Consider the following 14,063-nt stretch of genomic DNA (forward strand, 5'->3'; position numbering starts at 1 on the left):
GACGTAAATCTGGTCGGCTGAATTGTTCGCAGGGAACAAAAACATGAGCCATGCAATCCAGAGGGCCAGCGAACTGGCCCTGGACGAGACGACGGTCACCGCACTGCGGGCCGCGCTGAAGACCACCGCCGACGAGGTCGTCCAGGCGATCATCGACGAGGTCCCTCCCTACGCCAACGCCCTTTCGGGCCACATGGGCGCCACCATCCGCCGAGCCGTCCGCACCGCTCTGGGACACTACCTGGACCTCGCGAGCGGGAACGCCACAGGCGGCGACGCTGGTGACGCAGCCTACGAGCTGGGCCGCGGCGAGGTCCGCGACGGGCGTTCGATGGACGCCCTGCTCAGCGCCTACCGCGTCGGCGCCCGCGTGGCCTGGCGATGCCTGGCAGCGGGTGCCGTACCCGCAGGTCTGCCCGCCGCGGAGGTCGCAAAGTTCGCCGAACTGACCTTCGCCTACATCGACGAGCTCTCCGCCGCGAGCGCCGCGGGCCACGCCGACGAACTGGCCGCCCGGGGCAGGGACCAGGAACGCCACCTGGAACACCTGGCCCGCGATCTCGTCGCCGGCGCGAGCCCGGACGTGCTGCTGGCCTCTGCTCAACGGGCCGGGTGGCAGCCTCCGGTTTCGCTGACCGCGGTCCTGCTGCCCGCCGGCCAGGCCCGGCCTGCCTACCGCGCGCTCGACCCGAGCACCCTCGTCCTCGACGATCTGCCGGATGCCACCGGCGTATTGCTCGTCCCCGATGCCGACCGATCACATCTCCTGCGCCAGCTGACCGACCGCGCCGCCGTGGTCGGCCCGGCCCGGCCATGGGCTCGTGCGTCCGCCTCGTACGCACGAGCCCAACGCGCGCGCCTGCTCTCCTCTCATATTCGCGACACCGAGGACCACCTGCCCGAGCTGGTGCTGAGCGCCGACGTGGACGCGTTCGCAGACCTGCGTGCCCGAGCCCTCGCACCGTTGCGGACCTTGCCTGTCGCGACCGCACGGCGGCTGGAGGAGACGTTGCGGGCCTGGCTGCTGCACCAGGGCAGGCGGGACGAGGTGGCAGCGGCGTTGTTCGTCCATCCCCAGACAGTCCGGTACCGGATGTCGCAGCTGCGGGAGCTGTTTCCGGATCTCGCATCGCCACACCGCGTCCTTGAACTGACGCTGGCGGTCGGTCTTGGGGTCAGCTGACGCGTCTTTCGACCGTTGGATCCGGTGGACGATGCGCACATCGAGCATCTGGTCGGTGACCGGCAAGGCGGCCAGGCCGGGTCACCAGGGGCGGGGGCCGGGCCGCTCGCGCCGGGGACCACCGTGGTTCTGCGACGGCCCCGTGCCTCCCTTCCGACAGGTCAGCCGGACGACCGACCGGGCCCGGCCTGACACACCGCGCGAGGGATGATGGGGATGGGATGACGGAACGTGAGGTCAGGAGCTTCCATGGCGACGCGTGTTCACCGCCCCCGTGAGGACGCGGAGTTCAATTTCATCCTCGGGGTGAGCAAAGTTCCGGTCCTCGCATACTTCACCGGGACATGGCCCAAGGCAATCGAGCCCTGCCGGGTGATGGACCTCGTCGTGGGTGGCATCGCCGACGAGTACGCGGGCCGCCTGACGGCCGTCCGCACCGACATCACGCGTTGTCCGGCCGCAACCGAGCGATACGGGATCACCGGAGCCCCGTCCTACGTCCTGCTGAAGGAGGGAGAGGCGGTGGCGCACGCCACGGGGCCTATGACCATCGCCGAGGTACGGAAGTTCCTGGACGGCCACCTCTGAGCGGCCGCTGCGGCACGTGGCCGCGACGCCCGTCACGTCTCGGGGTGGCGTCGGGCAGGTGCGCCGCCGTGGCAATGATCTCGGGGAACGAAGCCGTCAGATCCGGACCCGGCCTCCATCCCACCGGCCAAGAAGCGCCCGGTAGCCGTCCCCCTTGGGCTCGGCCGCGTGCCCTGGGACCAAGGTGGGATCCGGCATGGGTGTGGCGAGCATCGCTTCCGGCAGCGACCAGGTCTCGGGCGAGGTCTTCCACCCTGGGTGGCGAGTGGTGAGCTGTTCGCCCGGTCGGCGGGTGGCTGAGGTCAGCCGGGCGCGGGCGGGCGGTGCGAGGACGGTGGCGCCCTGGCGCAGGGCGGTGTTTTCCAGGGTGAGTTGTCGGATGGCCCTCTTCGTACAGCTCCAGCACGTCGTACGCGGTGCGGCGCCGGCGGTAGCCGCGAGAGGCGAGCGGCGGGGCGAACAGGTAGCTCTGACCGGACGGTTGGAAGTGTTCCAGCACGGCGACGGCTCGGGTCACCGGCACCGACCGGCCCGCCATCCGCACCCCCGGCCGGGACGGGTCCTCCATCAGCAGCGACCGGCGGCCCGGTGTGTAGAAGCCGCGCGAGCGGCCGTAGTCGAGGCCACCCTTGGGCGCGGCGTAGGCGGCCTGGCCGATCTGGCCGTCGTAGGTGGCGACGAGGACGCCCCGCTCGCCGTCCACGGGCTCGGACTCGGTGATGCGCTGGGCGGTGAGGCGGAGGACGTTGAAGGTGCCGACGAGGACCACGACGGCCTTCGCTCCGCTCGCGCCGAGCCTCAGGGCCACGGCGGACGGTGCGAAGGCGGTGAACGGTGGTACGTGGACGGCCCCGCGGCGCCGGATGCCGTGCAGGGCCACGACCAGATCGGCGGACTTGCCCTTCAGGGTGGCGACCGCGTCGCCGGGCCCGATCCCCAGGTCGGCGAGCGCGGCATCGAAACGGGCCGAGTCGCGGCGCAGCTACCCGTGCGTGGGGTCCGTGGCCGTCAGGTCCTTCCCGAGACCTTGAACCACCGCGTCCGCGGGATGCCGGTCGCAGAGCACTTCCGCGGCACAGACATCCGGAGCACCGAAGAGGCCCAGCAACTCCCGCACCCGGTCGGCCGACGGCCCGTCGGCGGTCGCGGTCACCACCGAGGCCGATCGTTCGTTCATGGCCACGTATTTTCGAGAGGCACGGCATCGTCACCCGCACCGCCTACCCGGAGATCCCCTCGCGGGTCGAGTACCGGCTCACCCCGCTCGGCGAAGGACACGCGCGCCGTCCTCGACACCATGGCCACCTGGGCCGTGACAGTCCCGGACGGCGAGCCCACAGCCACCGCGTGACCCGCGGACCAGCGTTATCGGATCGAGGATCCGATGGAGATGCCGCCGTCCACGTCCAGGACGACGCCGGTGATGTAGCCGGCGGCTTCGCTCGCGAGGAAGGCTGCGGCTTCGGAGATGTCCTCGGGCGTGCCGGTGTGGCGCATCGGGATCTTGTTGGTGAGTTTGTCGCGCGCCGGGCCGTTCATGGAGGCGAGCATGGGTGTGTCGATGAGGCCGGGGGCGATGGCGTTGGCGGTGATGCCGTAGCGGGCGCCCTCCAGCGCGAGAGTGCGGGTCATGCCGACGATGCCGGCCTTGGCAGCCACGTAGTTGGTCTGCCCGAAGTTCCCGCGCCATGACATGGACGAGAAGCTGACGATGCGTCCGTAGCCCTGGCGTTTCATCGGGCCGAAAGCGGCGCGCGCGCAGTGGAAGCCGCCGGTGAGGCTGACGTCGATGACCGCGTGCCAGTCGTCGTCGGTGATGTCCTCGACGCGGTTGTCGCGGATGATGCCGGCGTTGTTGACCAGCACGTCGAGGCGGCCGAGAGCGGCGGTGACGCCGGTGATCCAGTCATTGACCTGGGCGGAGTCGGTCACGTCCACCACGTCTGTGCGGAGTTTCGCGTCGTGGGCGTCGGCGATGGTCCGGGCGGCGTCGGTGAGGGCCTGTGCGTTGACATCGGCCAGCGCTACGGCGGCGCCCTCCGCGGCGAACCGGGTCGCCATGGCGAGGCCGAGGCCTTGTGCCGCGCCGGTGATGGCGACGACGCGTCCGTGGTAGCGGTTCACTTGGTGTCTGCTTTCGTGGAGTGGGGTGCGAGGAAGGCCCGCAGGGCGTCGGCCACCGAGCTCGCCGGCCAGTTGTCGGCGAAGGTGGCCAGTTCCTCGCGCAGGGCCTGCTCGGGGGCGATGCCGTCGATCCGGTGCAGGAGCGTTTTGAGCCGTTGCTGGGCGGGGCTGCTCTGGTCGGCCAGTTGTCGGCAGATGCGGGTGGCGGTGGCGTCGAGGTCGGCTGCGGGCACGATCGCGTGGATCCAGCCGGTGTGCGCGAAGGCGGTCGCGGGCAGCAGTTCGCCGGTGAGCAGGAGCCAGCGCGAGAGTCCTCGCCCGACCGCGCCGGGAAGTCGGACGCTGGATCCGCCGGCCGGTACGAGCCGCCGCTTCAGGTGGCCGTCGCCGATGAGCGTGGTGTCGGCGGCGACGACGACATCGCAGGCCAGCGCGAGTTCGAGGCCCCCGGCGACGGCGTGACCGTGCAGGACGGCCACCCAGGGTTTCGGGCTGGCCGCGATGCGGCTGAAGCAGGCCGACACGTCGGCCAGGAAGCCGACCGGGTTGTCGCCCCGCTCGTGCAGCTCCAGGAACTGGTGGAAGTCCCCGCCGGCACAGAAACTCGGCCCGTTGCCTGCCACGGCGATGACCGCGGTGCCGGGGTCGGCCTCGGCGCTGGTGATCTGCTTGTCCAGGGCTTGTACGAGGGTGACGTCGAGGGCGTTGCGCCGCTCGGGGCGGTTGAGCAGCAGCCACCGGACGGTGCCGCGTTGCTCGACGATGAGGGGGGCCGTGTCGGTCACTGTGCCTCTCGGCTGGAAAGTTCGGTGCGCCGGCGGCTGCGCAGCAGGTACCGCTGGGTCTTGCCGCTGGGCGTCTTGGGCAGGGCGTCGATGAAGTGGATGGTGCGCGGGTAGGCGTGGGCGGCGTAGCGGGTCTTGACCAGCAGCTGGAGTTCGGTGGCCAGGTCCGGCGAGGCGTCGTGGCCGTCGCGCAGGACGACGTAGGCCTCGATGACCTCGCCGCGGACGTCGTCGGGTGCGCCGATGACGCTGCACTCGGCGACGGCCGGGTGCTGGGCGAGGACGCTCTCGATCTCGAACGGGCCGATCCGGTAGCCGGCCATGATGATGACGTCGTCGTCGCGGGAGGAGAAGAAGAAGTCGCCGTCGGCGTCGATGCGCCCGGCGTCGCCCGTGAGGTACCAGCGGCCGTCGGCGGTGAATTTCGCGCCGGCCTGCCCGGGGATCTGGTAGCCGCCAAAGGTCATCAGCGGGCTGGCGGCGACGTCGATCGCGACCCGGCCGAGCACGCCTGGTTCGGCGGGCTCGTCCTTCTCGTCGGCCAGGACGGTCAGGCTCCAGCCGGGCACCGGCCGGCCCATCGATCCCTCCTTGAGGGGGTGGGCGAGTTCGGGATGGTGATGGTTGGCCAAGGGCATGCCGACCTCGGTCTGGCCGAAGTGGTCGTGCACGGCCAGGCCGAGCGCGGAGCCGGCCCACTCGTTGACCTCGGGAGTCAGTGGCTCACCCGCGCTGGACGCCCGTTCCAGCCGCAGACCCTGTGGAACCGGCACCGGCGAGGAGCGCAGTCCTCGGTACACGGTCGGGGCGGCTGCGAAGTCGGTGACCTGGTGGTCGACGAGGGTGCGCCAGGTCGTCTGGGGGGAGAACCCGCCGGACAGCAGCAGGCTGGGAATCCCGGCGGCCATCGGAGCGACGATGGCCGCGTACAGACCGTAGGCCCAGCCGGGGTCGGCGGCGCACCAGTAGCTGCCGTCCCGGGTGACGCCCAGGCCGTACTCCAGGTAGACCTGCCATCCGGCGATGTACGAGACGGGGTGGACGACCCCCTTGGGCTTGCCGGTGGTACCCGAGGTGAACATGTGCACCAGCGGTCCGTCCCCGCTGGTGGTGACGGCGGGCACCGGCTCCGGCGACGCGGCCGCGACGAGGTCGGCCAGCGACGCGTCACCGCGCTGCCCGCCGGTTCCGGTGACGACGACGCGGCGCTGGGGGTCGTCCGGCATGTCGGGGCCCGGGTCGAGTTTGTGGCGCTGGTCCGGGTCGACGACCACGACGTGCGCACCCGAGCCTTCCAGACGCAGGGCGATGGCCTGGGGCGCGAACGCGGTGAACAGCGGGACGTAGACCGCACCGAGCCGCCAGATCGCCAGGATGACGGTGACCAGGTCGGTGCTCTTGCCCATCAGGGTCGCCACCCTGTCACCCGGGCCGACCCCGAGCCCCTGCAGCGCCCGCGCACAGCGGTGGGAGTCCGTGGCGAGCTCTCCGTAGGACAGTGCGGAAGGCTCACCGGTGCCGTCGACGACAGTGAACGCGGCGCGGTCGGCGGGGTGTTGGTCGCACAGCAGCCAGGCCACATTCAGGGAAGGCGCCGTGAAGGTCGCGGTCAGTTCGGTGACCCGGTCGGCGGCGCTCACTGCTGGTCCTTGCGGTCGATGACGGGCAGGAGCAGGCGGCTGGGGTGGTTCGGGCCGTGATGGATGTGGTTGACCGCGGGGATCATCTGTTCCTCGCTCTCACGGGCTATGACGCCGCCGGTGTTGGTGTTGCGGTCGTAGCGGGGGAAGTTGCTGCTGGAGACGTCGACGCGGATGCGGTGCCCGGGGAGGAACACATTGGATGTGGCGGTCATGTCGACGGTGATTTCGTAGACCGTGCCGGGCTTCATGAGTTCTTCCGTGGCGAGACCATTGCGGTAGCGGGCGCGCAGGATTCCGTCGCACAGGTTGATCGCTTTGCCGTCGGGGAAGACGTCGACGAGTTTGGCGGTGAAGTCGGTGTCCACCGCCGAGGAGGACACGAACAGGGTCAGGCTGACCGGGCCGGTGACCTCGACAGCCTCATTGAGTACGGCGGTTGCGAAGCACAGGACGTCCTCGCGGCCGGCGACACTCCGCTGGTCGACCGGGCCGCCGAACCCCGGCGTCATCGGCAGGCACGCCCCGCCGACTGTGGGAACCGGGCGGCGCGGATCGTAGAGGTAGGTGTCGTGCCCGGCACCGGTCGGCGGCTCGGTGGTCAACGCGCCGTCGCCGTCCGCTGTGTTGGCGTGACCGGCGCTGGTCAGGTGGAAGTCGGTCCACTGCGTGTCGGGCAGCGGCCACTCCTGCTCATCACGCCACTGGTCGATGCCCATCACGAAGAGCTTCACGGGTGCCACGTCGTCCAGAGCGGTGGTGTCGCCCCGGAGCCAGCGGTCGAAGAACTTCACATGCAGGCCGGTCAGGCCCATCATCTGGGCACCGGCCAGCGGGCCGAAGGAGCGGTCGGGATAGACGCCACTCGTGGACATGTGATCCCACGGACCGATGACCAGCCGTTGCCCCTCACGCGCCTGCGCACTGCCCGCCTTCTGGCGGGCGGTGGTGTAGGTACGCACGGTCTGGCCGATGTACAGGTCGTACCAGCCACCGATGTTCAGCGCCGGGGCGGTGACGTTCTTGAGCTCGGGGGTGAGCTCCATGGCGTCCCAGTACCCGTCGTGGGAGGGGTGGGCCATCCAGTCGTCCCACCACTTGCCGTACGCCGCCAGGACCGGAACCTCGCCCGTCGGCAGCACATCGTTGAGAGACTCGGGAAACAGCGCCGCCTGTCCCAGCTGCCGCAGCTGGGACAGGGTGTCCTCGCCGGCCGCCAGGGACCGCTGCGCGTCGGCCGCGTACATCAGGGCGTTCCACCACGTGACCAGACTCAGTGACAGCGCGCCGCCCGCGGAGAACCAGGGCGCCTCGTAGTTGTCGATCGAGGTGAAGGTCGGCGCGATCGCCTTGAGAGCGGAGGCGCCGGTGGCGGCGGTCTCCCACTGGACCATCCCCAGGTAGGACGGCCCGAACATGCCCACCGTGCCGTCCGACCACGGCTGGTCGGCGATCCAGGCGACGGTGTCCTCACCATCGGCCCGGTCCGCCATATGCGGAACGAACTCACCTTCCGAGCGGTAGGTGCCCCGGCAGTCCTGCACCACCACCGCGTACCCGGGCTCCACCAGAGCCAGGAGGTCGGGGAAGGCTGACTGGCCGAAGCCCATCACGTCCTTGCCGTACGGCAGACGCACGAGCAGCGTCGGCGCCTTCCCCTCGGCCGGACGCCACACGTTGGCGGCAAGGGCTACGCCGTCACGCATCGGAACCCGGACATCTATCTCGTACAGGTGCTGCATCGGTGCTCCTCGTTGAGCCGACGGCATCGCCCTCGGATGTGGGTACGTTAAGAGGTACGTTCGTACCCTGTCAATTACCGTAGGAAGTCTCCTGCGATTCACCTGCGCGGGCTCCCCCGCCTGCGCTGGCGGACAGATGGCCCACGACGGGAATTCGGCGAGGGCCCCAGGCCCGCGAGGCGTGTGGATGCGTGGCGCTTCGCGCGAGCTCCTCAATGCCGCCGCGGTCGAGGGGTGGCTTCCGGGTGGCCGTCCGGCCGATGAGCACCGGGCCCAGGCACTGCTCTTCCGGCTCTTCCCGGCGCAGAAGCAGACTTCGTCGCGGTCGTGATGTGGAGTATGGAAGACATCCGCCTGGCTTTCGAGCGGGCGGCCGGCGGTGTTGAGGGCGGCGAATGTGCCCTAGACGTTGATGCTGATGCCGACGGGACCGCCCGACCTTCTTCGCACACGGCATGCTCATCAACACGCTCATGGCCATTGGGTTTCCCTCGGACTGACGGGGAGCAGGGCATGGAGTCATGCGAGCTGCTCCGGCTGCCGAGGCGGGCATCTACCCGGGGAGCGCATCGGTCGCCGAGGCTGCCCGGCGCGGCTTCATGGTCGTCGGCCAGGACACCGCGGCCGGTTCGTGTCCGACGGGAAGTGGGAGCGATGGACGTACGGGGAGAGCAACAGCTACGACACCGTGCTGTGTTTTCGCCCAGAACCTCAGGCCAGCGCGGATGGGGCGCGGGCAGAAGAGGCGGGGAGCAGCTGCTCCGCCCAGATGACCTTGCCTTCGCGGTTGTGTCGTGTGCCCCAGTGCTCGGTGAGCTGGGCCACGAGGAGCAGGCCGCGGCCGCCCTCGTCGAAGACCCGAGCGCGGCGCAGGTGCGGGGCGGTGCTGCTGGCGTCGAAGACCTCGCACGTCAAAGCTGACTGAAGGATCAGCCGCAGTTGGATGGGGCTCTTGCCGTAGCGAATGGCGTTCGTCACCAGCTCGCTGACCACGAGCTCGGTGACGAAGGCCATGTCATCCAGATCCCAAGCGGCCAGTTGATCGGCTGCGTGGGCGCGGGCCTTGGAGACGACTGCCGGGTCGCAGGGCAGAGCCCACGTGGCGACGTGACCGGCGTCGAGGGCGGTGGTTCGTGCCACGAGGAGGGCGACGTCATCTGCCGGCCGGCTGGGCAGCAGTGCGGACAGCACTTGGTCGCAGGTCTCCTCGAGCGATGCCGGCGCGCGGGCGAGCACGTCACGCAGCAATGCGAGGGCGGTCTCGACGTCACGAGAGCGGCTCTGGACGAGGCCGTCGGTGAACAGCACCAGCCGACTACCTGGAGGCAGTTCGAGCTGCGCGGATTCGAAGGGCAGTCCGCCCAGGCCCAGGGGCGGGCCGACCGGCAGTTCCGAGAAGTCGACCGCGCGCGGCGCGGAGGCGTCGCCGTCAGCGGGCGGGGCGGTCACCACGGCGGGCGGAAGGTGTCCGGCGCTGGCCAGGGAGCAGAGGCGGGACACGGGGTCGTAGACCGCGTAGAGGCAGGTGGCGCTGATCTCGTCCGTGCCCCGTTCCTCCTCGCGCTGCAGGCGGATGACCACGTCGTCGAGGTGGGTCAGCAGTTCGTCGGGTGTCAGGTCGATGTCCGCCAGAGTGCGGACGGCCGTCCGCAGCCGGCCCATGGTGGCCGCGGCATGCAGGCCGTGACCGATCACGTCGCCCACGACGAGCGCTACGCGGGCTCCGGAGAGCGGTATCACGTCGAACCAGTCGCCTCCCACGCCCGCCCGCGATCCGCTGGGCAGGTAGCGCGATGCCGTCTCGACGGCGGACTCGTCCGGCACGTGGTGCGGCAGCAGGCTGCGTTGGAGGGTGAGTGCGGTGGAACGCTCCTGGGTGTAGCGACGGGCGTTGTCGATGTTCACCGCCGCTCTGGAGGCGATCTCCTGGGCCAGAAGCAGCTCGTCGTCGTCGAAGGGCTCCGCCGTCTGACGGCGGACGAACTGTGCGAGTCCCAGGGGGCTTCCGCGAGCCCACAGCGGGACCAGGAGCATGGAGCGCGGGCCCAAGGCGCGCAGGGCGAGCTCGTGGTCCGCCGACAGCGCCAGCCATGGGGGGACGTCGTCGGCGGTGATGCGGAGCCGGGAAGGTTGTCCGGTGGCCAGTACCCGAGCCGGCTCCGAGTCTTCCCGGTAGGTGTGCGTCTGTCCTGTGACGACTGCTGGGTCCGGGCAGCTGTCCGAGACGGCCTGGGCGATGCGGCGGAGCGTCGCAGGACCGGCCACCGGGTGCGTCTCCTCCTCTTGGAGGGCGGAGGAAAGGAGGTCGACGGTGACGAGGTCGGCGAGGTGGTCGGCGCCGACGTCCGCCAGTTCCTGCGCGGTGCGGGTGGTGTCCAGGGTGGTCCCGATCCGTGTCCCGGCCTCGTTGATCACGATCAGCCGCCGCTGCAGCCAGCGGTCGCGTTCCTTCTGGTAGACCACTACAGCCTGTTCCGCCGTGCGATCGGCGTACTCGAAGGCCATCGCGCTCAGGGTGAGCGTCGTCGTGTTGATCAGCTCCTGGGACCCGGCGACGCGTGCCGTTTCCGTATTGAGCTGATCCAGCACACCTGCGTGGACGATCCGATGGACACGAAGGAGCTCACTGATCGGCACCCCGTGCTCGGCGAGTAGGCGGGCGAACTCGATGGCGGCGGGTGGCGTCCTGACCTCGGTCATACCAAGGCCGTGCTCCAGGAACTCCAGAATGTTGGCCATGTGTTCGGACAACGCCACGGGCGCCACGGAGGCGATGTCCTCGTACTTCCAGACCTCGGGAAGTGCGTCGAGCAGTTGGCGCAGCACGACGTCGGTCAATTGATCTGCTCGGGGTGCGAGGCCCCGAGCGAGATCGCTGAGGAAGGCATGGGTGTCGATTCCCATAATCAGAAGGTACCCCCACCCTGGCCGACGGACCGTGCCGCGCGGAGTCCGGTGGACGCGCTCGCCCACCGCCGGCCAGGGCGCGGTCAGCCGTTCACGGGGTGTGACCTGCGCGGCGGAGAACAGGGCGCAGGGTCTCGATGACGCCGGGGTCGTCCACCGTGGACGGGATGGGTTCGTCGCGGCCGTCGGCGATGCCGCGCATGGTCTTGCGCAGGATCTTTCCCGAGCGGGTCTTGGGCAGGGCGGCCACGACCGTGACGTCCTTGAGGGAGGCGACGGCTCCGATGCGCTCGCGTACGAGCTGGACGAGTTCGGCCTCGACCTCACCCGGTTCGCGGCCGGTGCCTGCCTTGAGGACGACGAGGCCGCGCGGTACCTGTCCCTTGAGTTCGTCGGCGACGCCGATGACGGCGCATTCGGCGACGTCGGGGTGGGCGGCCAGGGCCTCTTCCATGCTGCCGGTGGACAGCCGGTGTCCGGCGACGTTGATGACGTCGTCGGTGCGGCCCATGACGAAGACGTAGCCGTCGTCGTCGAGGTGGCCGCTGTCGCCGGTGAGGTAGTAGCCGTCGTAGCCGGACAGGTAGGAAGCGATGTAGCGGTTGTCGTCGTTCCAGAGGGTGGGCAGCGCGCCGGGTGGCAGGGGGAGTTTGACGACGATCGCGCCGTCGACACCCGCGGGCACGGGCTCACCCGAGGCGTCGAGGACGCGGACGTCCCATCCGGGCAGCGGGCGGCTGGGGGAGCCGGGCTTGATGGGGGTGGCTTCGATGCCGACCGGGTTGGCGACGATGGGCCAGCCGGTCTCGGTCTGCCACCAGTGGTCGATCACCGGCGTGCCCAGGAGCGCGCTCGCCCAGTGATAGGTCTCGGGGTCGAGACGCTCGCCGGCGAGGAAGAGATAGCGCAGGTGGGAGAGGTCGTAGCCGGCGGTGAGCGCGCCCTTCGGATCCTCCTTCCTGATCGCCCGGAAGGCGGTCGGCGCCGTGAACATGGTCTTGACCCGGTACTCGGCGGCGAGGCGCCAGAACTGGCCCGCGTCCGGCGTGCCGACCGGCTTGCCCTCGTAGAGGACCGTCGTGGCGCCTGCCAGCAGGGGCGCGTAGACGATGTAGGAGTGGCCGACGACCCAGCCGACGTCGGAGCCGGTGAACATCGTCTCGCCCGGGCCCACGTCGTAGACGGCGCCCATCGACCAGTGCAGGGCGACCGCGTAGCCGCCGCAGTCACGCACGACTCCCTTGGGCTTGCCGGTCGTTCCGGACGTGTAAAGGATGTACAGGGGATCAGTGGCGGTGACGGGAACGCAGTCGGCAGGCGGCGCGGCGGCGACCAGGTCGGCCCAGTCGAGATCGTCGGACCCCAACTCGGCACGTTCCTGCGGACGTTGCAGGATCACGCTCTTCTCCGGCTTGTGGGCCGCGAGTTCGATCGCCCGGTCGAGCAGGGGCTTGTACGCGATGACGCGCTTGCCCTCGATGCCGCAGGACGCGGAGACGACCACCTTGGGGGCCGCGTCATCGATACGGAGGGCGAGCTCGCGCGGGGCGAACCCGCCGAAGACGACCGAGTGGACCGCGCCGATACGTGCGCAGGCCAGCATCGCGACGGCGGCCTCGGGGACCATCGGCATGTAGATCACCACGCGGTCGCCGTGCCCCACACCGAGCTGAGCGAGCGCTCCCGCGAAGGCCGCCACTTCGTCCCTCAGCTGCGCGTAGGTGTAGGTGCGGCGGGTGTCGGTCACGGGGGAGTCGTAGACGAGCGCGGGTTGGTCGCCACGGCCGGCTTCCACGTGCCGGTCGAGCGCGTTGAAACAGACGTTGAGGCGCCCGTCGGGAAACCAGCGGTAGAAGGGTGCGCCCGAGGAATCCAGGGCGCGCTGCGGAGTGACGTCCCAGTCGATGCCCTCGGCCGCCTTCAGCCAGAAGCTCTCGGGGTCCTCGTTACTGGCGCGGAAGACATCCTCGTACGTTCCCATCGCGCACTCCTTTGTGGCATCGAGGGACGGTGGTGGGACCGCGTGCGAAACGGTGTCGGACACAAGTACCGCATGCCGGCCGGTACGGTCGAGCCGTCAGTGCGGCTGCTGCTCACGCGCCGAGGTGCTCACGGAGCCACTGGCCCATCTGCTGGATGGCCTGGTCCACCTCGGGTACCCGCCCCGCGCCCAGGACGAACGAGTGCTGTCCTTCGGGCATCGGGTGGACTTCGGAGGTGACCTTGAAGTCCGCGAGCCGGCGGCCGAGCTCGGCGCCGTCGTCGGCGAGGGTCTCGTACTCGCCGTAGTGGACGGTCGTGGGCGGCAGGCCGGTCAGATCGGCGTTCGCGATGCTGATCTCGGGTGAGGTGAAGTCCACGGCGGGGTCCTGCAACCAGGCTCCGCGGAAGAGTTCCAGCGTGCCCCGGCTGAGCATCTTGTCGTTGTCCTCGTTCTCGTCCACCGACGGGTTCTGGAGGGTGAGGTCGGTCCACGGGGAGACGCTGACGATCGCGCCCGGCGTCGCCTCGCCCTTCGCGAGCAGACGCAGCGGCAGCAGCACCGCGAGGGTGCCGCCGATCGAGTGACCGGTGCTGCCGATGTTCCGCGGCTCGTAGCCCTGCGAGAGCAGCCAGCGGTAGGCCGTCTCGGCGTCGTCGAGCTGGGCGGGGTAGGGGTGTTCGGGCGCCAGGCGGAAGTCCACGACGAGGGAGCGGGCTCCGGCCGCCTTCGCGATATGGCCTGCGGCCTTGCGGTCCGAGTGCATCGAAGCGGTGACCGACCCACCGAAGTGGAAGTGGAGCAGCGCCCGGTCGGGGTCGGCCCCTTCGGGGATGGCCCACAGGGCGGGGACGCCGCCAGCGTCCACCTCGGCGTAGGTGACGCCTTCCGGCTCGGTCGACGCCTTGTGGTTCGAGTCGACGATGTCGCGGATGACGGCCAGGTCGAGGCCGGGTGTGGCCGACTTCGCGCTCACGCTCGCCAGGAACTCCGCGAACTCGTGTGCCTCTGGGCTTACTCCCATGGTTGCGCTCCTTCTCGGACGGTGCAGGGCGGGGGCTTTCCCGCGGCGGCCGGGTCGATGTGGTCGTCATGACGCTACTTGCTGAGTAT

Annotated in this window: 11 protein-coding genes; 2 read left to right on the top strand and 9 right to left on the bottom strand. The window is 70.0% G+C overall.

All coding sequences use genetic code 11. From position 1 onward, the window contains the following. Positions 1 to 43 precede the first annotated feature (43 nt). Both RNB18_RS17195 and RNB18_RS17200 read left to right on the top strand, forming a co-directional pair. Entirely contained in the window at positions 44 to 1,183 is a 1,140-nt protein-coding gene (locus RNB18_RS17195) for a helix-turn-helix domain-containing protein (protein ID WP_311714943.1), read from the top strand. 249 nt (positions 1,184 to 1,432) lie between these two features. Then, positions 1,433 to 1,771, top strand: a complete 339-nt coding sequence (locus RNB18_RS17200; protein ID WP_311714944.1) for a thioredoxin family protein — start codon at positions 1,433 to 1,435, stop codon at positions 1,769 to 1,771. Here the strand turns inward: RNB18_RS17200 and RNB18_RS53690 are convergent. The 9 genes from RNB18_RS53690 to RNB18_RS17245 all read right to left on the bottom strand — a co-directional run bounded on the left by RNB18_RS53690 (position 1,725) and on the right by RNB18_RS17245 (position 13,974). Then, the gene (locus RNB18_RS53690) at positions 1,725 to 2,753 is read right to left on the bottom strand and encodes an AMP-binding protein (RefSeq protein WP_394817640.1); all 1,029 of its coding nucleotides are present in this window, start codon (positions 2,751 to 2,753) and stop codon (positions 1,725 to 1,727) included. The genes RNB18_RS17200 and RNB18_RS53690 overlap by 47 nt on opposite strands. Then, entirely contained in the window at positions 2,754 to 2,948 is a 195-nt protein-coding gene (locus RNB18_RS17210; RefSeq protein ID WP_311714945.1) for a hypothetical protein, read from the bottom strand. It lies immediately after the preceding gene. Positions 2,949 to 3,136: 188 nt separating this feature from the next. Further along, positions 3,137 to 3,895 (bottom strand): SDR family oxidoreductase, encoded by a 759-nt coding sequence (locus RNB18_RS17215; RefSeq protein WP_311714946.1) that lies wholly within the window; start codon positions 3,893 to 3,895, stop codon positions 3,137 to 3,139. Continuing rightward, positions 3,892 to 4,680: an enoyl-CoA hydratase/isomerase family protein gene (locus RNB18_RS17220; protein WP_311714947.1), complete on the bottom strand. Its 789-nt coding sequence runs from the start codon at positions 4,678 to 4,680 to the stop codon at positions 3,892 to 3,894. Before RNB18_RS17220 ends, RNB18_RS17215 begins: the two co-directional genes overlap by 4 nt. Next, a complete protein-coding gene (locus RNB18_RS17225; protein WP_311714948.1) occupies positions 4,677 to 6,320 on the bottom strand; it encodes an AMP-binding protein in 1,644 nt (547 codons plus the stop codon). Before RNB18_RS17225 ends, RNB18_RS17220 begins: the two co-directional genes overlap by 4 nt. Beyond that, positions 6,317 to 8,062: a CocE/NonD family hydrolase gene (locus RNB18_RS17230; protein WP_311714949.1), complete on the bottom strand. Its 1,746-nt coding sequence runs from the start codon at positions 8,060 to 8,062 to the stop codon at positions 6,317 to 6,319. Before RNB18_RS17230 ends, RNB18_RS17225 begins: the two co-directional genes overlap by 4 nt. A gap of 711 nt (positions 8,063 to 8,773) precedes the next feature. Next, positions 8,774 to 10,966: an ATP-binding SpoIIE family protein phosphatase gene (locus RNB18_RS17235; RefSeq protein ID WP_311714950.1), complete on the bottom strand. Its 2,193-nt coding sequence runs from the start codon at positions 10,964 to 10,966 to the stop codon at positions 8,774 to 8,776. A gap of 94 nt (positions 10,967 to 11,060) precedes the next feature. Beyond that, entirely contained in the window at positions 11,061 to 12,950 is a 1,890-nt protein-coding gene (locus RNB18_RS17240) for a propionyl-CoA synthetase (RefSeq protein WP_311714951.1), read from the bottom strand. 112 nt (positions 12,951 to 13,062) lie between these two features. Continuing rightward, on the bottom strand, positions 13,063 to 13,974 hold the full coding sequence (locus RNB18_RS17245; protein ID WP_311714952.1) for an alpha/beta hydrolase: 912 nt from the start codon (positions 13,972 to 13,974) through the stop codon (positions 13,063 to 13,065). Positions 13,975 to 14,063: the final 89 nt, after the last annotated feature.

It is taken from the genome of Streptomyces doebereineriae, assembly GCF_031845645.1.
GTDB classification, from domain to species: Bacteria; Actinomycetota; Actinomycetes; order Streptomycetales; family Streptomycetaceae; genus Streptomyces; species Streptomyces canus.